We start from the raw sequence: 19,803 nt of genomic DNA on the forward strand, positions 1-19,803 counted from the left end.
ATTTAGGTTCTTTCAAGTAAAACAGGGACCTTAGCCATTAAGACGGGCCGGTGAAACCCAGAAATGAAAAATCCCGCCGAAACCGACGGGATTATTAAATTTTACAAGGCAGGAAACAGCTCAGCGTCCGCCAATAAGGTCGCCCAGACCGCCGAGTACAGAGCCCTCGCCCTGACGTTCTCCACCGACCGACGGCGCGTGTTCGATGATCCGGTCCGCCAGACGGGAGAACGGAAGACTCTGCAGATAGACCGTTCCGGTGCCGCGAAGCGTGGCCAGGAACAATCCCTCACCGCCGAAAAAGGCGGATTTGAGACCGACGCCTTCGATACTGTAATCAATTCCCGGCGTAAACCCGACAATACAGCCGGTATCCACTTTAATCACCCCATTGTTCAGCTCTTTCTTCACAATGGTTCCGCCGGCATGCAGAAACGCCATGCCGTCACCCTGAATCCGCTGGAGAATAAACCCTTCACCGCCGAAAAAACCGGCTCCGAACTTTTTGGTGAAAGCAATCCCTATAGAGGTGCCCTTGGCGGCACAGAGAAAAGCATCTTTCTGACAGAGCATTTCCCCGCCGCACTGTGCCATATCCAGCGGAACAATCTTTCCGGGATACGGCGCACCGAAAGTCACCGAACGTTTGCCACTGCCCTGATTGGTAAAATGGGTCATAAACAGACTCTCACCGGTCAATGCACGTTTTCCGACGCTGAAAAGTTTGCCCATCAGCCCTTCATTGGCCTGCGATCCGTCACCCATGCGGGCTTCAAACGTAATGCCGTCATCCATCCAGTTCATGGCACCGGCTTCAGCCACCACCGTTTCGCCCGGATCAAGTTCCACCTCCACCGTCTGCAGGTCATCACCAATGATCGTATAATCCACTTCATGACATTTCATGGTCGTTCTCCTCTACTGTTCCGGTACAGCCGGCGCACTTCCCGGGGCACCCGGACCCGGCTGCGACGACTGCATATTCTGCATCTGCACCATCATGATCATCTGACCGTATTTTGCAATCAGATCGCCGGGAATCGTTACGCTCCAGCTGACCATGCCGTCTTTTCTGAATCCGGCAGAGGTAACCGGGCTCGTTCCCTTGAACATCGTGCTCATCTGCTGCTTCATCATGGCGGCAGACGGACCTGCAGGAAGGGATTCTGCAACAAAGGCCATGTATTCACCCATATCCCAGTCCAGATAATAGAAACCGCCTGCAGGATACCGGGTATGCGCTTCGATTTTCGCGGCATCTTTTCCGGACTTCACTTCAGCCACGAGCGTTTCAACCCCGCCCTTTTCCGCATAAAAAAGCTTCCCGTCAGTGATGGCCAGATCGAACATCATTTTCTGAACGCCCATGGACTCCATCTGCTTTCGCTGCTCTTCCGGCATAGCAGAGAGGTCGTATTCAAATCCGAAGGCATGAACCTTCAGTCCATCGGCATCACGGACATTTTCTTTAAACGTCATCGATACCGGCATTCCGAGCGATTCATACATTTTCAGGAACGGCGCCATATCGCTGTTCATTTCCCGCAGGGCCTGCAACGTCCGGGCTTCGTCCGCCACCCCCATCACATAGCGCACATTGTATCCATTCTCATCGAATGAAACCACTTCACAACCGGTCCCAGCAAAAATATTCATCCACTTGGTCATCGTACCGGCCAGCGCATCGGCATCAACATCCACAAGATCAAGCGCCTTCACGGCTTTGAGCGTTTCGGCCACAACAAAACGGGAAAGAGCTTCCGGATTAGCAAATCTCATATCGAGCCGCAGGGTGCCGTCGCCCAGCACTCCGGCGTGCAGTTTCGCATTTTCCTGATAAACCACCGGTGCATTCACCAGCTCCGCCAGCGGCGTTCCGGCATTCGGAACAAAGGTTTCACTTAATACCAGCGATCCGTTTTGCGGTGCCAGTTTAATCTCGGCTTCCGAGCACTGCTCCGCAAGCGACAGCAGAACCAGCAATTCGGCCTGAAGCAGTTTAGAGAGACTTTCCGTGGAATCCAGCGTGGCCCCCGGCTGATGCATCATACTCATACCCAGCATAGCCGGCATCATCTGTATAAATCCGTCAACCGCCTCGCGATTCTGTTCAATCACATCCGCCGGCTGCATCGCCAGACTCAGGACCGGATCCTTACCCGCCAGCAGAGCGGACTTCGCAGCTCCGGCATTGGCCTTTGCCGTTTCCAAAGCAACAGCATTTCCGGCCACTACCACGGCACCATCGAGATATACCGCCTGCAGCTTCTGGGCTTTCGCCATATTCAGATAGGCCGAAGACTGTGCCTCCGAAACCTCCAGCACCGCAAAAATATTGGTTGTATCCATCGCCACAATCGAAATCCCGCCATCGGCCGGAATACCGGCAAGGTTCATATCGCCCAGCTGCATGCCGATCATACTTTTAAGCATCGCCCCGTTCATCATCGGCGATGCTTTTGCCGCCACAAGTCCGACTTCATCGAGAAACCCATGTATTCCCGGAATGGAAACCGAAAGCATGGCTTTATCCATCACCACCGGTTTTTTCACCTGCGCCTGTGCGCTGATCACCATAGACAGAACGGTTACTGTCGTTATCCTACTCCATTTCATGCCATGCTCCTTTTTGTTGTGCGGACATCATCCCGGCGGCCGCCCGCTTCTGCCATTATAAATTGTTCCAATGATTGGAACCTCTATTTCACTACACCTTTAACCTGTAACCCACCGGATTCGTCCCGCAATTCCAGAACGCCCATCTTGATGTTACAACTCTTCGAATGTTCCAACGCCTGAAGAAAGACGGCTTCCTGTTCCATGACCCCTTCAGGCTGAAAACACATCCGGCGGGTTGTCGCCAGCGAACTGAACCGGATGGTCTCACCGTTCAATACGTAGCTTCCATTGAATACATTGCACCCTGCCGAACCCGACACCGCACCATCCTGCGTAAATTCGAGCGTAATTTCGGAGCCGGTCAGCAGGCCGGTCATACCGCCTTTTCCGTTATTTACCCCCGTGACTTTCCAGACCGTGGAAAAAAGCGGCGGCTCTACACGCCGCTTCATCGTTACCATAACATCCTGATCCGCATTCCGTAACCGCAGCTCACCATCGATGATCCGATAATCGACGGTTTCACCCAGCACTTTCAGCAACCGCATTTCCTGCGCCATCAGTTCCGGCGTACCCATCATCATGCCGGAGCCGGTAAGCGAAAAGCGGATCGTACGCCCCGATAAAACATACTCGCCGAAAAAACGATTCGCCCCCGCATTTCCCGTAATCCGGCCCTCAGACAGTTTAAACCAGACCTGCGCATTCTGAACCGGCGGAATCAGATTTCCCTCCGAATCGGAAATTCCGGAAAGTTCCCATGCGATCCCTTCAATCTGAGGCACCTCCTGCACCGGTGTTTTACAGGAAACACTCAGCATTACACCCAGGAAACAAGCCAACACTGCCCATCGATTCATCATACGCTCCAACACGGTCAATAAAGTACCGGAGCATGATGACTCCACAGACATTCTGCAAATTGAAAAGAGTTTTTTTCAGAAACAGAACAGCCGGTCAACGACGGTACCGAGCAGGAGTCATTTCCGGCTGTGCTGCAGATACTTCCGAAAACTAATCGCGATTACGACCTTTACGGGGACCGCCGCGTCCACCCTGTCCTCCGCCAGCGGCGCGCCCACTCGCAGAGCGGATGCTGACCTTACGGCCGTCGAGTTTCAGGTTCTGCAACCCTTTTCGGATATCATTGGCAACATCCTTGGCGACTTCAAAGTTTGAAGAGTCGCGTCCGAGATCAATCGCCCCGATTTTATTGGATTTAATCCCGCTGTGCTCACAGACCAACCGGACAATAGCACCGGCATTCACGCCGTGCACCCGGCCGATATTAATCGAAAACCGCTTGGTATCATAGGCTTCCATCCGGCGGTTACGTTTGGCATTTTCAGAACGCGGCTGTCCCGCCTGACGTTCCCGGCGCGGCTTGGATTTGGCATTCAGATCTTCCGCATTCCGGTAGTAATCGAGGAAGTGATTAAACTCAACAGCAATAAACCGTTTGATAATTTCTTTCTTATCGAGATGGCAAAGGGCTTCGTAGGCCGGAGGGAGATAATCGCCGATCTCCTCCTCGTTCACCTTCACATCCACCACCCGATGAATCAACGCCAGCAGCTGGTTTTCACAGATGGCCTTTGCATCCGGAATTTTTTCCAGCTTGATCCGGATATTGTTACGGCGTTCCAGATCCGCGATACGACGGCGCTCATGCATGTTGACCAGCGCAATCGACACACCGGATTTACCGGCACGTGCAGTACGGCCTGATCGGTGTGTATAAGCGGCAGCTTCATCCGAAAGTTTATAATGGATCACGTGCGTGATGTCGTTCACATCGATGCCACGCGCGGCCACGTCCGTCGCCACCAGCATCTGCACCGTCTTGGCACGAAACTTACGCATCACCGCATCGCGCTGCGCCTGCGAAAGTTCACCATGCAGCGCTTCGGCCGAATACCCATCAGCCATCAGCTTTTCCGCCACCGTCTGGGTTTCAGCCCGGGTGCGGCAGAAAATCACCCCGTAAATTTCCGGGAGATAATCGAGAATCCGCTTCAGTGCCGGGTAACGGTCTTTTTCGTGCACCATAAAACAGAAGTGTTCGATGTTGGCCGCCGCTTCGTTACGGCCGCCCACCGAAACTTCCACCGGGTCGGTCTGATAGTTGGCGGCAATACGAGCCACCCCCTTGGCCATCGTGGCCGAGAACAGCCAGGTAACGCGATCTTCCGGTGCCTTCTGCAGGATGGCGTCCAGCTCATCCTTAAAGCCCATATTGAGCATTTCGTCCGCTTCGTCCAAAACGACTACGGATATCTGATCGAGTTTTGCCGCACGGCGCTCGATCAGATCAAGCAGGCGACCGGGAGTCGCTACAATAATCTGTGTACCACGCTTCAGATCGCGAATCTGCGTGGAAATGTTGGAGCCGCCGTAAACGGCCGTGATTTTTACATGCTGGTGCCGGGCAAATTTTTTCAGGTCATCGGCAATCTGCAGACAGAGTTCACGGGTCGGCGAAAGAATAATGCCCTGAGGCATATCGTTTGACGGATCGACCCGTTCGAGCAGCGGCAGACCGAATGCCGCAGTTTTTCCGGTACCGGTCGACGCCAGACCGACAAAGTCCCTGGAACCTTCCAGCAGAATGGGAATGGCCTGTTCCTGAATCGGAGTCGGGGTTTCAAAGCCTAGAACCTGAATAGATTTAAGTGTATCGGGGCTCAGCCCCAAATCGGAGAATGTCATATGTTTTCCTACGTTGCGGAGCAACAGCACGAATGCCGTTCATAGACGATGCAACCATCGCCTCTCCAGACTACAGGGCACTTTTCCCGCGCCCATCGCAGAAAATTGACCCCGAATGAACAGAACGCTTAAAACGTGGTTCTGTAAAAACGAAGGGCGGTTATACGCATATATTTTTTATTAGCAATCTTTTAAATGAAAAAAGCCCGCTCTTATGAACGGGCTTCCTCACACCTTAAAAATAAGAATCAATGTTTAAAGTGGCGCATGCCGGTCATCGCCATGGCAATGCCGTATTTATTGCAGGCTTCGATCACTTCATCGTCACGGATCGAACCGCCCGGCTGCACGATAAACTTCGCACCCATTTCGCTGGCCGCATCAATACTGTCCGCAAACGGGAAGAACGCTTCGGAAACAAAGACACATTCGCCGATGACGTTCTGAATCTCCTCTTCAGTAATGTCCGGATTTTCGGTTTTCAGGTTTTCCACCGCTTTGGAAACCGAAAGTTTTTTCAGCGCGTCCACGCGGTTCGGCTGACCGGCCCCCATACCGAGCACACGGAACTGGCCCGGTTTATACTCCTGCACCAGCACGATGGCGTTGGATTTGGTATGTTTAGCCGCAGCGATTCCGAAAAGCGCGAGCTCTTTTTTATTTTCATCGAACGGAGCTTCTGTAGGAACGTCCCACTTCTCCAGAATTTCCGTATCCACATCCTGCACCAGCAGACCGCCGTTAATGTGCTTAACCATCCGCTGCGGCAGCGCCTTACCCATCGGCTCGTTGAGCTTCAGAATACGCAGGTTCTTTTTCTTCTTCAGATGATCCAGAGCATCTTCGTCGTAACCCGGAGCAATGATAGCTTCGATGAAACGGCCGTCGAGACACTGAGCGGTCGCCATATCCACCTTTTCAGTCACAGCAATCACGGACCCGAAAGCCGAAACCGGATCACCCGCCCACGCCGCTTCAAACGCTTCCGCCAGTGTTTCACCGGTGGCGTATCCGCATGGGTTGGTGTGCTTAATCACAGAGACACCCGGCCGGCCGGCCAGATCCTTCACGGCTTCGAGTGCACCATCGCCATCAACATAGTTATTGTAGCTCATTTCCTTACCGTGCAGAACGTTCGCCAGCGCGATAGTGGATTCACGGGAGTCGGCATCTTTATAGAGCCAGGCTTTCTGATGGGAATTTTCACCATAGCGCAGTTCCGTGCCATCGGAATACGCCTTCACAAACGGTTTCGCCAGTTTCTGTTCAGCAACCTGTTCAGCGAGATACGCAGCAATCGCGGCATTGTATTCCGCAACACGGGCATACACTTTCTGCCCCAGCACAAAACGGAAAGACTCCGTGGTGGCCCCGCCGTTGGCTTTCATTTCGTCAATCACCCGCGCATAATCCGCCGGATCAGTGACAACCGTCACAAATTTCATATTTTTCGCTGCAGAACGAATCATCGTCGGACCGCCGATATCAATCTGCTCAATCGCTTCCGGCAGGGTGACCCCCTCTTTGGCAATGGTTTCTTCAAACGGATAAAGATTCACACATACGAGATCGATTTGACCGAGGCCGTGATCCGCCATGGTCTGCACATGCTCTTCGTTGTCGCGCATGTAGAGAATACCGGCATGAACCTGCGGAGTGAGCGTTTTCACGCGGCCATCGAGCATTTCCGGGAACCCGGTGAATTCAGAAACATCCTTTACAGGAATACCGGCCTCGCGAATCGCCTTCGCGGTACCGCCGGTGGAAAGCAGCTCCACGTCCATTTCGTGCAGGTGACGGGCAAAGTCCAGAATCCCCGCTTTATCGGATACACTTAAAAGTGCGCGCTCAATCTTTACGTTCATGCAAATACTCCCTTGGGTTTGGCTCAAAGGCGTTGTTTTTACCGATCACCCGCCCTGAACGCACGCCCTTTTTTCCAAAGGGTGGAACTTTTCACAGTACTTGTATCTGAGAAGCACGATCGCGTCCCTCAGATGCAAGCCCCCGAATTATAAAGCGATGCCGAAAAGAATACTGAAAAAATGACAGAGACTGCCCGCAAGAACAAACAGGTGCCAGATGGCATGAGACCACTTTACCGATTTCATGGCGTAGAATACCGCACCGATAGTATAACACAGGCCGCCGACCACAAAAAATACAAATCCCGTCGTGGAGAGCGATTCAAACAGCGGTTTCACTGCAATCACACAAAGCCAGCCCATAAAGAGATAGCTCCCCAAAGAGACCCATTTATAGCGTCCGGTAAAAAAGGCCTTAAGCACAATGCCGATCAGCGCACAGCTCCAGATGATGCCGAAAATACTCCACCCCAGAGCACCGCGCAGAGGGGCCAGCGTGAAGGGCGTATAGGTTCCGGCAATCAGCAGATAAATGGCGGAATGATCAATAATCTTCATCACCTTCCGCACCTTCGGCTGCCTTGAGGAATGATAAAGTGTGGAACCGAGGAACAGGATGATGAACGTCGCCCCGTAAATTGCACAACTGACAATTTCCCACGGTCCTTTCCGAAGCGCACTGAAGACAACCAGCAGAACCAGCGCCGCCACACCGATGACTGCGCCGATTCCGTGTGTAATGGCATTTACCAGCTCCTCGCCGGCACTGTAATCCGGTTTTTTACGGTCCATGACTCCCCGCAATCCCCCTCTTACCAATCCCGCAGATAATGACAGCCGTGCGGCCCGTGTTTTTTGAAGTAATTCTGATGATACTCTTCAGCCCTGTAGAAAGCAGAGGCCTTTGTAATTTCGGTAACGATCGGTTTTTTCCAACGTTTCTGCGCTTCGGGAAGAACCTTTTCCGCCACAGCTTTCTGCTCATCGTTCAGATAGAAAATGGCGGAACGATACTGCGACCCGCGGTCGGGACCCTGCCGATTCAGGGTGGTCGGATCATGCAGACGCCAGAAATAGATACAGAGTTCTTCGTAGGAAACTTTTTCAGGATCATAGATGACCTCAACAGCTTCGGCATGGCCGGTATCCTGATAACAGATCTCTTTATAGGTCGGATTTTCAGTGTGTCCGCCGGTATATCCCGAAGTCGCTTCCTGCACGCCGTCCAGTTCTTCAAACAACGCCTCAACGCCCCAGAAACACCCCGCCGCAAAAATAGCCTTTTCCATATCCGACTCCTTTTCTACTGCACCGGCCGTAACAGCCAATCCCAACAATGCACATAGCGCAAACCGTCTTGTGATCATATCGCCCTCCTGACTGCCTTAGAGCATCTTCAGTTTTTTTCGTTCAACGGGCCGGAACGGAAGAACCATTCACCGGTTCTCAGTTTTTCAGACTGTGGATCGGAGCCGGGATTCGACCGCCGAATTTTACAAAGCGCGAAGAACGTCCCGCATTGCGGACCGGCATCACCACACTGGCCCCGAACAAACCGCCGAAAGAGACATATTCCCCCGCCGCTTTTCCAGGCACCGGAATCAAGCGCGCAGCAGTCGTTTTCGAATTAATTACGCCGATCATCAATTCATCGGCAATAATCGCCGCAATCGTTTCCGGACTGGTGTCTCCGGGAATCGGCACCATATCCAGACCCACCGAGCAGACACAGGTCATCGCTTCGAGCTTTTCAAGAATCAGACATTCCCGCTCGGCGGCCTCGGCCAGCACCGAATCCTCCATCACCGGAATAAATGCACCGCTCAGCCCTCCGACACTCTGGGATGCAAAGGAACCGCCTTTTTTAACGGCGTCGTTCAGCATCGCCACAATCGCCGTCGAACCCGGTGCACCAATATCATCCACTCCAAGAATATTCAGAATTTCGCCGACTGAATCGCCGACCGACGGTGTCGGAGCCAGCGAGAGATCAACCACACCGAACGGAAGATCGAGCGCTTCCGCCACCTGACGGCCGATCAGCTCGCCGCAACGGGTAACGCGGAACGTCGCCTGCTTAATCTCTTCCGCCAGATCATCCAGCCCCAGATTCTCCGCACCTTCGGCCTCAATTTTACGTTCCAGCGCCCGCGCAATCACTCCCGGTCCGCTGACACCGACATTGATCACGGCTTCAGCTTCGCCGAGACCGTGTATCGCCCCCGCCATAAACGGATTATCGCCGGGCTGATTGGAAAAAACCACAAATTTGGCTGCACCGAATCCGCCGGATTCCCTACTCGCTTCGGCCGCCGCTTTCACGGTTTCGCCCAGCAGAGCCACGGCATCCATATTCAGCCCATGGCGCGTTGAGCCTGCATTAATCGAGGAACAGACGCGGCTGGTCGTGGCCAGTGCCTCGGGCACCGCCTGAATCAACTTCAGATCGCCCTGACTGATCCCCTTCTCCACATTGGCCGAGTAACCGCCGATAATATCGATGCCCACTTCCTCGGCGGCGGCATCAAGCGCTTTGGCCAACCGAACGAAACCCTCGTGTGAAAAGCCTGCCCCCACATGAGCAATCGGCGTAACCGATATCCGTTTATTCACCACCGGCACGCCATACATCCCGCCGATCCGGTCGCAGGTCTCCACAAAATCGCCTGCCAGCAGACGAATCTTTTCCTGTATTTTCTGTGCAGTGGTTTCGGCATCGCCGGTACGGCAGTCCAGCAGGCTGATACCCATGGTCACGGCGCGCACATCCAGATGTTCTTTCTGGATCATGTCGACGGTTTTAAGAATCTGGTCAGAGCGGATCATTTCAGTTTTTCCATTTCAAATTTCAGGTTGTTCAGATTTCGTTGGTGGCACGGAAGATATCGTTGTGCTGCAGAACCAGATTCAGGCCGCTGGCCTTTCCGAAGTCGGAAAGCTCAGTCCTGAAAGTCTCCAGCTTCCGGATATCCGGAAATTCCAATTGAAGCATCATGGTGTACTGATCGCCGTCAACATAGGAGGCAAGATCAAGGATGTTGACCCCGCGATCGTAACAGAAACGCGAAACCTGGGCCACAAGTCCAACGCGGTCTTTCGCCACAGCCGACAGAATATAGGTCTGCTCCGAACGATCGACTTCATCAAGCATTCCCTCCACCTGTTCAACGGAAACATGAGAGGTTTTTCCGGTTGCAAGCGCTTTCTGCACCTGCTCTACCGTCACTTCAACCGGGAAATCGACCACCAGGATCATTGTGAAGTAGCCGCAAAGCACTGATTCCCGGAGGTCCGCCAGATTGCCGCCAAGCGAGCTGATTCCCTCCGTCACCTCGGCCACAATGCCCGGCCGGTCACGGTCCATTACTGATATTACCAAATTGTTTCTGTTCGCCATTTCTACCTTTCCAGTGATTGGACAAACACTATCGCTCTTTTTCCATCTATTGGAATTAAAAAAAAGACCTCTTTAGGGAAAGCGGTTTTTCTGGATTGCGTTTCGACGGTGATGACATAGCATTACGCTATGTTTTCCCGTCGATCCATGTTAAGCGCATTGCGGATACTCCTTGTACTTCCGGGCACGAAACTGATGGCGGAGGCAAACCCACCGACCGTATGCGAAGTCTGCGGAGAGCCGTTGCCCGGACGTTACTGGAATTATGAGGGCCACGCCTGCTGTTCCCAGCAGTGTGTCGATGTACTTCGTCCGAAATGCGCAAAATGCGGGCGACCGATCAGCGGCCAGTATATTGAGGCGGACGGAAAGATCTACTGCTCGCAGAAGTGTTTCAACAGCACCCTGCCGCGTTGCGAAATCTGCGGGGTGCATATCGAGTCGGGATACAGTATTACCCGGCACAACTATTGCGACGAATGCCTGAAAAACAGCCCGACCTGCTTTTCCTGCGGTCTGCCGGCAAAAAATCCGACCGAGCTCAGCGACGGACGTATTGTGTGCAGTATCTGCCGGAGCGCATCGGCGGACACGATCGACGTCGCACTGAAGCATTACGACCTCGCCCGTCGGGAACTGGAAAGCTGGTGCGGGTTACAGATGCAGACCGTTCCACAGCTTAAACTGGTGGATCGCGACGATATGGGAGAACTGTCCGGCACCCTTCGCAAAACGGATGAACCGGTGACCATCCGCGGGCTATACAGCCGGCAGACCATGCTGGTTAAACGCGGCCTGTTCGGCAGCTGGCGCAAAGATGAAGGGCAGTCGAACGAATCCATCTATATTCTGGACCATCTCCATGAGGAAGTTTTCCGTGTTGCCGCCATACACGAACTGATGCACGACCTGGTACATGAACATTTTCCAAAGCTCGAAAATGCTCCGCTGTGGGTTCACGAAGGGATCTCTCAGTTTGCCGCCGCGGAATACTGCCGGAAGCGGAACTATCTGGATGCCCTCGATACCATTGAAACCAGTAAAGACCCGGACTATGGCGACGGGTATCGCTATTTCAACGCACTGGCCGGATCCGGGGGCTGGCCCGCTCTCCGGCACTGGATTGAAAAAGTAGAGGTTTCCGGACTTCCCCCTCAGGCTCCGCTTCCCGCAGCACAATGATTATTCCGGCTCGTTCACATGAGTCCGTTCATGTGAAATATGCAGTGCTATGAGCCGGGCCACAATGACCGCCAGAAAAACCTGACCGATAACCGCCTCCATCATCGCATAGGACTGTGCAAGCGGCGTCTGTGGCGTAATATCGCCGTAGCCGAGCGTGGTCAGGGTGGTAAAACTGAAATAAACCGCCCAGAAACTGTTTACAGAACTATACGACAACCAGGCTTCAGGCACATTGAATGACACCGGATTATGGATAAAAAATCCGGTGTACACAAAGGACCAGATTACCCCCATCAGAAAGTAGGCGGAGACAGCCCCGTAAATTTTATCCCCGGTGACCGCATCATTCATCAGGACAAACCGCATGATGCTGAAGAAGACGAGCACAAAATAAATCACCTTGAACCCGACAACGGCCAGCAGAAATCCGTTGGTCTCGCCCGTATTTACCAGCTCAACGCCGCTCAGCACCATATTGACGAGCGTCAGCAGTGTCATACCCACAAAAAACTTCCGCGTATTGGAAACCGCACGGAGACAGGACAGAAGAACCACAATACCGAGCCAGCCTAAAACCTGATCAACCAGAACCCGATTATCTCCCGCCAGCGGCATAATAAAAAACATGGCCACCATAGTGGAGAGAAATAAACTGAAACGCCCCTTCAGAAACGCCTCAAGAACCGGGCGGGTATGCATCATTCAGCCGCCTCGTCCGGAAGGGCCCATCCACCGCCGAGCGATTTATAAACCCCGACCAGATAAGAACTGACCATTCCTCTGCTCAACGCCAGCTGATCCTGCTGTTCCAGCAGAGCCTGCTCCATGTTCAGCACATTCTGAAAATCCGTCAGTCCCGAAGTATACAGTTCTCTCACCAGCTCAACCGATTTTTCCGCCGATTCCGCCGCCACTTCCAAAGACTCGATCCGGTCTTTTTCATAGGCATAGGCCGACATGTTATCTTCGACCTCTTCCAGTGCCAGCAGCAACGTCTGCTCATACGTGTGCAGCGCCGCACGGGTTCCGGCTTTTTCAGCATCCACCTGACTGCGGATACGACGGCCGTTGAAAATGCTCCATTTCAATTGAGGCCCGAAACTGTAGTAAGTATTCGCTCCACTGAAAAGATCGCCCCCTGAGGATTCCACAGCCAGCGTGCCCGGCAGCGTCAGCGTCGGATACAGCTCCGCCTTAGTCGCTCCGATCAGCGCATGCTGAGCGGCCAGCTCGCGCTCAGCCCGGCGGACATCCGGCCGCTGGCGCAGAAGATCCGCCGGCACACCAGCCATCAGTTCCTCCGGAGGAACAGGAATCGGCTTACGCACCCCCAATTCCTTTTCAAGCGCATAAGGCATTTCGCCCACCAGTACACTGAGTCGGTTGATCGCGACCACCAGTTCCTGCCGCAATGACGGAATTGCTGATTGGGTACGGAAAAAATTCAACTGCGACTGCGACACATCAAGCGCCGGAACAAGTCCGGAGTCAAAACGGTTCCTGGTCAGTTTCAGCGTTTCACCCTGAGCTTTCAGGTTGTTTTCCGCCAAATGAATACGCTCCTGCAACGTACGGACGTTTATATAGTTCTGCGCAATATCAGCATAAAGAACGACGAGAATATCCCGGTAGTTTTCCACCTGCGCCTGCAGCGATGCATCAGCCGATTCAACCGACCGGCGCACCCGGCCCCAGAGATCGAGCTCCCACGCCATGGAAAGAGAAGCGTCATAAAGCTCTCCCTTCCGGTCAACGGCTCCGCCAAACGTATTGTCCCTGGTCAGCTGATAACTGCTGGCAGAAGCGCCGGCCATGATTTCCGGCCACCAGAGGCCGGCATTGACACCGCGCAACGCGGCCGCCTGCTCAATCCGGGCCGCAGCAGTCTTCAGATCGTAGTTTTTCGTAGCAGCACGTTCGATCAGAGCGTTGAGTGTGGGATCATTGAACGCCGTCCACCAGCTCTGAAGATCCGGCTTTCCGCTCTTGAATTCATCCTGGACGGCATCGTGCCAGGCATCGGGCGTGGATTCCTCGGGCATTTCATAATCCGGGCCCACAGAAGGCAGGGAGGAACAGCCGCTGAGCAGAGCCAGACCGGCAATGGAATACAGAAACCAACGAAACTTCATGGAGGAACTCCCTTATTAGAGTGATCATTAATTGAGGGTATATGATAGAAACCCCATCTCTGTAAGTCAAACGCCGAAACGGGATCCGGCCTGCCCGTTTCCGGGAAAGACCGGAATGATGAAACGAACCGCACCAAACAGCAGCAGGGCCAGCAGCATACCGTAAACATCAACCATCCAGTCACTGCATCCCGGCGTCCGGTCCATGGTGAGATACTGCAGCGATTCCGATATCGCGGCAAAAAGCAGAATATCAAAGGCCACCTTCAGCACATATCCCCGGCCCTGCCCCTCCAGTGCAGCCGAGCAATAGACCAGAAAACAGAGTGATGCAAAGAGTACAAAATGGCCGATGCGATGCACCTGTTCCACGGCTTCAATCATGCCGTCGACGGCCGAGGTTTCCTTTTCAAAAACCACGGATCCGGATGCGGATTTTTCCGGTGACTTCGCTTTCGGAACTTCCGCTTTTTTCGAAGGAGCCTTCTGCTCCCGGACCTGCAGACGTTTCTGCAGCTGTTCCAGCCGTTCCTTCACACCGTCGACCGGCTTCTGAATCCAGACGGTCGGCACCAGCGTACCGAAGAGAATGGCAATAACATTCAGCAGAATCAGAATGCGCAGTTTCCGGTGGTCCAGCCGGCAGCGCCGGAAATAGAGAACCCCCATCCACAGCCACGCCACCATAAATACCAGACGCATGGGAAGACAGGATGGCTTTACCTCAACCGGTACGGCAACAACCTGATCAAACCATGCCGTCCCTGATTTCCCGATCTGTTGCAGCACAACCTCTACCGTGGCCGCCTCGGGAAAGATTTCAAACTCCTGCTGCTGAAAGGTCCACGGCACGGTTCCCTCTTCATCGAGAAGACCATGTGTTCCCGGAATCCATTTGCCTTTTGCATCGCGCTGAATCAGCAGCAGTCGTGCACTGCTCCACCGGTATTTGCCACGCACCACATCCTCCGTCCGGATTCGACCCTGCAGGCGAATTTTTGATACCGTCGGATTTTCCAGTATCCGGAAACGCACCTCCGCAGTTTTGCCCCCTTTCGGAACCAGCAGGCGGTAAAGGCCGTTGGTTTGGACCACATCACCACGCATTCGCCATGCGTCTCCGAGCTTCGGCATCTCCAGCAACGGTTCGCCCAGCGGTCGATAGCAGTCGTAGCTGCCCCAGAACAGCAAAGTGATCCCCAGCATCAGTAACGCCGGAAGCCGCAGTTTAAGCTTTTTCAGTCCGTCTGTCTGCACTCCGCCAAATTCCATACTTTTTTAACCCCCATAAACAACAGCATCGCAGCCAGCATCCCGTATGCATTGCAGAGCATGTCCTGAATATCGACGGTGCGTTCGACCGCAAAATACTGAAGAGACTCGGTCACCGCACCGAACAGCAGAATATCGAGCCCGGCCCTCGGATAAAACCGGTATTCCCTACGCTCCAGTGCTCCGGAAAGAAACGTTAAAAACGACAGCGATCCGAAAAAAAGAAAATGGCCGGCAGAACGCCCGATAATGTATTTGAAATGATCCAGCAGACCGCCTCCCAGCCCGGCACTCACCAGCTCATATGCCGGCGAAACAGCCGGAACCGCCTGCATTTCGAGCAGAGAAAACCAGCGCAGAAATCCCGGCCCGTACTGGAACCAGCGTGTCGGCAGCATCACTCCGATAATAATCACCAGCGCATTAAGTAGAAGCAGGTGCCGCAGCGGCCGCTCATGAAGACGGCAGATCCGGTAATAAAGCATGCCGAGTAGACACCAGGTCAGAATGAATCCCCAGCGGATAAAAGGATAGAATCCGCTCCACTGTACCGGAACCGCCCGGATTGAATCGAACGAAGCCGTGCCCACCGAACCGTGACGCGACAGCACCACCTGTGCGGAAACCGCATCGCTCTCCAGAATGTAGTCCTGAATAAAAAAAGAGCGCTTAAGAGTGCCAACGGCCGACATCCGGTGCCAGCTTCCGCGTAAAATCCGCTCGTCGGCCAGCTTCTGATCCAGCCGCAGCGCTACAGTATGCCCCGCATGAATATCCGGAACCGGAGCCGCCTGCAGATAGCCGCTCAGACGGATGATTTCATAGCGGGATACATTACCCAGATCAAAGATCACTTCCGGATGGTCGCCTGCGGCATGCTGATTGATCTGAATAACGCCATCCGATGCGGAGCAATCACCATGAACAAAATCAGCTTCAGCCAGCGACGGATAGTCAAGCAACGGCTCGGCGGACGGGCGGCAGGGATCAACCGCAGGCCAGATAAACAAAGTGGCTGCCAGCATGATCAACGCAGGCAGCCGTTTTTTCAGTTGGTTCATTCCTTCATCCATCGACCGGAAAACATACCACCGGCAGAACGGATGCCGAACCTAATCTTTGTGGACTTTAACCTTATCACGGAAGACGCGATGAATGAACCAGGTGTAGCCCAGTACAAGCGGCATACCGATGAGGGCAATACCCAGCATCCACCCCAGAGTGCGCATCGAGGAGGAGGAATTGAAAACGGTAAGGCCCCAGTCCGGCTCGTTGGTACACGGGACAATATTCGGGAAAAGCGCCGCCGCAACGGACAGCATAACCAGTGCAATCGTGGCCGATGAAGAAAGGAATGCCGCCACTGCTTTGCCTTTTTTATTGAAGGCAAAAGCCAGAAAATTGGTCACAAGCGCCAGCACAACCAGCATCATACAAATAACTTTATAATCCCCGCTGATGCAGAACTTCACCCCATAGGCCAGCGTCGGCATAAAAGCGAACAGGAATGCATACCAGGCTTTCTGCGCCCACTTTCCGGCTTTTTCGGCGGTTTCACCTTCGAGCTTCATCGTCAGATAGAGCGCGCCGTGGTGTGCAAACATAGCCAGACCGACAATACCGCAGAACAGTGCAAACGGGTTCAGCAACGCAAAAAATCCGCCGGTATAATCGCCGATGGCGTTGAGTTCCAATCCCTGAAGAATGTTGCCAATGGCAACGCCGTAGAGAATGGTCGGTAGTACTGAACCGAACGCAAAGGCGCCGTCCCACGCCTTAACCCATTTTTCAGATTCAATCTTATTGCGGAATTCGATCGCAACCGCGCGGAAGATCAGCCCGAGCAGCACCAGCATCATCGCCAGATAAAAACCGCTGAATACGGTGGCATAGACCGGCGGAAACGCTGCGAACAGTGCTCCGCCTGCGGTCAGCAGCCAAACTTCGTTGCCGTCCCAGAACGGTTCGATGGAATGAATAAACGCAGTGCGCTCGCCTTTCTTCCGGGCAAAGAGATGCCAGAAACCGACGCCCAGATCAAATCCGTCGAGAATCGAATAGCCGATAACGAGAATACCGATAAGCAGGAACCAGACAATTTGCAGTGCTTCCATAATTATTCAACCTCCCCTTCAAGGGCTTCAACGGATTCGGGCCCTTTGGCAAACTGGTTTTTCAGCAGATAAATCCAGAGTCCGAAGAGCAGTGCATAGATGATGGAAAACATAATAATCGAGGCCAATACCTGTCCGGCCGGCACCGATTTGGATACGGCCTCTTTTGTGCGCAGCAGATTATAGACGACCCACGGCTGGCGCCCGACTTCGGCCGCAATCCAACCGACCTCGTTGGCAAGGAATGGAATCGGAACCGTGAAAGCACAGATTTTTAGATAAAGCCGGTGGTCAAGCAGCTTTTTGTTGAGCCAGAAAATCACCCCGATGAAGGCGACAAAAGCCATCCACATCCCCATGTAGAACATCAGATGAAATGCCCAGAACGAAATCGCCACCGGCGGACGGTCCTCCTTCGGGAAGTCTTTCAGACCCTGAATTTCCGTATCAAAACGTCCGCCGACCATCAGACTGACCATACCGGGAATCCGGATGGCAAAATGGTTTTTTTCGGCATCCTGATCCGGCAGGCCGAAAAGCATGAGCGGTGCATTCGGTCCGCTTTCCCAGATCCCTTCAAAAGCCGCCAGCTTGGCCGGTTGCGTTTCAGCCACCTGATGACCGTGTTTATGACCTACAAACATAGTAATCAGAATGACCATGAAAGCCGGAACAATGGCCGTACGCATGGAGGCACGGAAAAATTCCACATTCCGCTTTTTAACCACCTGCCAGGCCGACGTGCCGAGAATAAAAAATACACCGACGGTCAGTGCTCCGGTGATGACGTGGGAATAACGCGGCAGCGTGGATGGATTAAATACCGCCTGCCAGAAGTTGGTGAGCACCGCTTTCTGAATTTCGATGCCGTTTACCGTTTCAGTGACCACTTCGTAACCGGCCGGCGTCTGCTGCCACGAATTGGCCACCACGATCCAGAAGGCCGACATGGTTGCACCGAGGGCCACCATAAAACTGGAAAACCAGTACAGCTTCTGCGATACACGTTTCCGTCCGTACAGCAGAATGCCGAGGAAACTCGATTCCAGGAAAAAGGCGAACACGCCCTCCGCCGCCAGCGGAGCCCCGAAAATATCACCGACAAAGCGGGAATAACCCGCCCAGTTGGTGCCGAACTGGAATTCCATTACAATACCGGTTGCCACTCCAATGATAAACGAAATCGCAAACACCTTCGTCCAGAAATGGGCCAGCTGCCGGAAAAGCGGATTTCCGTTTTCCTGATAGCGCGTGTTGTACATAAAGATCATCCAGCCCAGACCGATGGTCAGCGGCGGGAAGATATAGTGGAACATGATCGTCAGCGCGAACTGTATGCGCGCAAGTAACACTGCATCCATTCAACTCTCCAGTTTCGGTGAAAATTTTAAAACAGGTATATGCTTGTACATGAATTGAAGCTACATGGATACATTGAGCATTTCGGCAATTCAATACCTATTTATCGATAAATATCAAACCATTAAAGTGATCATGTTTTACTTGTTTTTATTTGCCGGCACAGAGCGCCAAAACAGGAATACCCGTCCGGCCGGCACTTGTATTTAAAGATAGAATACAACTGAATACCCTGACATCAACCGAAACATCCGATTGATCAAAGACTTGAACCGCGCCAGTGCAGCTTCTGGGCAAGGACCGAAAAATAGCTGTGATTTTCGAGCTGAAGAAACCGTACACCGTACTCACTGCGCCGGATTTCGATCCGTCCGCCCTGCTCCATCAGAAACTCATCCTGTCCGTCAATCGAAAGAATCAGCTCTTTCACCGCCTTGACCACCCGGATTTCAATGCAGCTGGTATTCGGCACCACCAACGGCCGGGAACTGAGCGTATGCGGACAGATAACATTGATACCGAAACCGCATACTCCGGGATGCAGAATCGGCCCGCCCGCCGAGAGTGAATGCGCGGTACTGCCGGTAGGCGTCGAAACAATCATGCCATCGCACATAAACGAGCTCACATCTTCTCCATCGATGACCAGATTGAAGGTATTGATGCGCGACGACGCGCCCCAGCCCAGAACAATATCGTTCAGCGAACGCTGCTCGCCGATCAATTCCCCGTTCCGGAAAACCCGGCATTCCGCCACATCGCGCACAGAAACGTTGTAAGTCCCGTTTTTTATGGCTTCCAGAGCCGGCCGGATTTCCGAATCACTCACGCTGGTAAGAAACCCCAGACTACCGAGATTCACCCCCATAATCGGCACGCCGGAACCGTGCAGCGCAAGTGCCGTGTAAAGCACAGTACCATCACCGCCCAGCGCAAGTGCCACATCAACCTCACGCCCGAATTCAGATGCCGGAAGCAGTCCGGCTCCCAGCGCTTCCGCCATTTCCGGCTTCTCCGCAAAAAGCTGAAAGTCAAACGCCGCAGCGAGATCCCGCAGTTCATTCAGCACATGCGCCGCACGCGGGCGCTTCGTATTTACAATAACACCGATTTTTTTCACGATTCCGAATGTAGCTGTTTCAAAACGCCGG

At 53.4% G+C, this 19,803-nt stretch carries 17 protein-coding genes; 1 reads left to right on the forward strand and 16 read right to left on the reverse strand.

Going from position 1 to position 19,803, the window contains the following annotated elements; genetic code table 11:
* Positions 1–120 precede the first annotated feature (120 nt).
* From EGM51_11095 to EGM51_11135, 9 genes are all read right to left on the reverse strand, one after another.
* Complete coding sequence (locus EGM51_11095; protein QBG47915.1) at positions 121–906, reverse strand: TIGR00266 family protein; 786 nt, start codon at positions 904–906, stop codon at positions 121–123.
* 12 nt (positions 907–918) lie between these two features.
* Positions 919–2,616, reverse strand: coding sequence for a hypothetical protein (locus EGM51_11100; GenBank protein QBG47916.1), 1,698 nt, complete (start codon positions 2,614–2,616; stop codon positions 919–921).
* Between the two features lie 83 nt (positions 2,617–2,699).
* Positions 2,700–3,533 carry an META domain-containing protein gene (locus EGM51_11105; GenBank protein QBG47917.1) on the reverse strand — a complete coding sequence of 278 codons (834 nt, stop codon included), beginning with the start codon at positions 3,531–3,533 and terminating at the stop codon, positions 2,700–2,702.
* A gap of 100 nt (positions 3,534–3,633) precedes the next feature.
* Positions 3,634–5,328, reverse strand: coding sequence for a DEAD/DEAH box helicase (locus EGM51_11110; GenBank protein QBG47918.1), 1,695 nt, complete (start codon positions 5,326–5,328; stop codon positions 3,634–3,636).
* Between the two features lie 248 nt (positions 5,329–5,576).
* The gene (gene purH, locus EGM51_11115) at positions 5,577–7,193 is read right to left on the reverse strand and encodes a bifunctional phosphoribosylaminoimidazolecarboxamide formyltransferase/IMP cyclohydrolase (protein ID QBG47919.1); all 1,617 of its coding nucleotides are present in this window, start codon (positions 7,191–7,193) and stop codon (positions 5,577–5,579) included.
* A 147-nt stretch (positions 7,194–7,340) separates the two neighbouring features.
* The gene (locus EGM51_11120; GenBank protein QBG47920.1) at positions 7,341–7,985 is read right to left on the reverse strand and encodes a hemolysin III family protein; all 645 of its coding nucleotides are present in this window, start codon (positions 7,983–7,985) and stop codon (positions 7,341–7,343) included.
* Between the two features lie 20 nt (positions 7,986–8,005).
* Positions 8,006–8,482, reverse strand: a complete 477-nt coding sequence (gene msrA, locus EGM51_11125) for a peptide-methionine (S)-S-oxide reductase (protein QBG49298.1) — start codon at positions 8,480–8,482, stop codon at positions 8,006–8,008.
* Positions 8,483–8,639: 157 nt separating this feature from the next.
* Complete coding sequence (locus EGM51_11130) at positions 8,640–10,019, reverse strand: PFL family protein (protein ID QBG47921.1); 1,380 nt, start codon at positions 10,017–10,019, stop codon at positions 8,640–8,642.
* A gap of 31 nt (positions 10,020–10,050) precedes the next feature.
* Positions 10,051–10,590, reverse strand: a complete 540-nt coding sequence (locus tag EGM51_11135; GenBank protein ID QBG47922.1) for an ACT domain-containing protein — start codon at positions 10,588–10,590, stop codon at positions 10,051–10,053.
* 195 nt (positions 10,591–10,785) lie between these two features.
* Here EGM51_11135 and EGM51_11140 point away from each other — a divergent pair, with 195 nt between their 5' ends.
* Entirely contained in the window at positions 10,786–11,772 is a 987-nt protein-coding gene (locus EGM51_11140; protein ID QBG47923.1) for a hypothetical protein, read from the forward strand.
* Here the strand turns inward: EGM51_11140 and EGM51_11145 are convergent, their stop codons facing one another.
* From EGM51_11145 to EGM51_11175, 7 genes are all read right to left on the reverse strand, one after another.
* A complete protein-coding gene (locus EGM51_11145; protein QBG47924.1) occupies positions 11,773–12,477 on the reverse strand; it encodes a two pore domain potassium channel family protein in 705 nt (234 codons plus the stop codon).
* The gene (locus EGM51_11150) at positions 12,474–13,907 is read right to left on the reverse strand and encodes an efflux transporter outer membrane subunit (GenBank protein QBG47925.1); all 1,434 of its coding nucleotides are present in this window, start codon (positions 13,905–13,907) and stop codon (positions 12,474–12,476) included. Before EGM51_11150 ends, EGM51_11145 begins: the two co-directional genes overlap by 4 nt.
* 66 nt (positions 13,908–13,973) lie before the next feature.
* Complete coding sequence (locus tag EGM51_11155) at positions 13,974–15,179, reverse strand: hypothetical protein (GenBank protein ID QBG47926.1); 1,206 nt, start codon at positions 15,177–15,179, stop codon at positions 13,974–13,976.
* On the reverse strand, positions 15,146–16,252 hold the full coding sequence (locus EGM51_11160) for a VanZ family protein (protein QBG47927.1): 1,107 nt from the start codon (positions 16,250–16,252) through the stop codon (positions 15,146–15,148). Before EGM51_11160 ends, EGM51_11155 begins: the two co-directional genes overlap by 34 nt.
* A gap of 39 nt (positions 16,253–16,291) precedes the next feature.
* The gene (cydB, locus tag EGM51_11165; GenBank protein QBG47928.1) at positions 16,292–17,293 is read right to left on the reverse strand and encodes a cytochrome d ubiquinol oxidase subunit II; all 1,002 of its coding nucleotides are present in this window, start codon (positions 17,291–17,293) and stop codon (positions 16,292–16,294) included.
* Between the two features lie 2 nt (positions 17,294–17,295).
* Positions 17,296–18,654, reverse strand: a complete 1,359-nt coding sequence (locus tag EGM51_11170) for a cytochrome ubiquinol oxidase subunit I (protein QBG47929.1) — start codon at positions 18,652–18,654, stop codon at positions 17,296–17,298.
* Between the two features lie 257 nt (positions 18,655–18,911).
* Positions 18,912–19,772 (reverse strand): NAD(+) kinase, encoded by an 861-nt coding sequence (locus EGM51_11175; protein QBG47930.1) that lies wholly within the window; start codon positions 19,770–19,772, stop codon positions 18,912–18,914.
* Between the last annotated feature and the right edge of the window lie 31 nt (positions 19,773–19,803).

The sequence above is a fragment of the Verrucomicrobia bacterium S94 genome (genome assembly GCA_004299845.1).
Lineage (GTDB): Bacteria > Verrucomicrobiota > Kiritimatiellia > Kiritimatiellales > Pontiellaceae > Pontiella.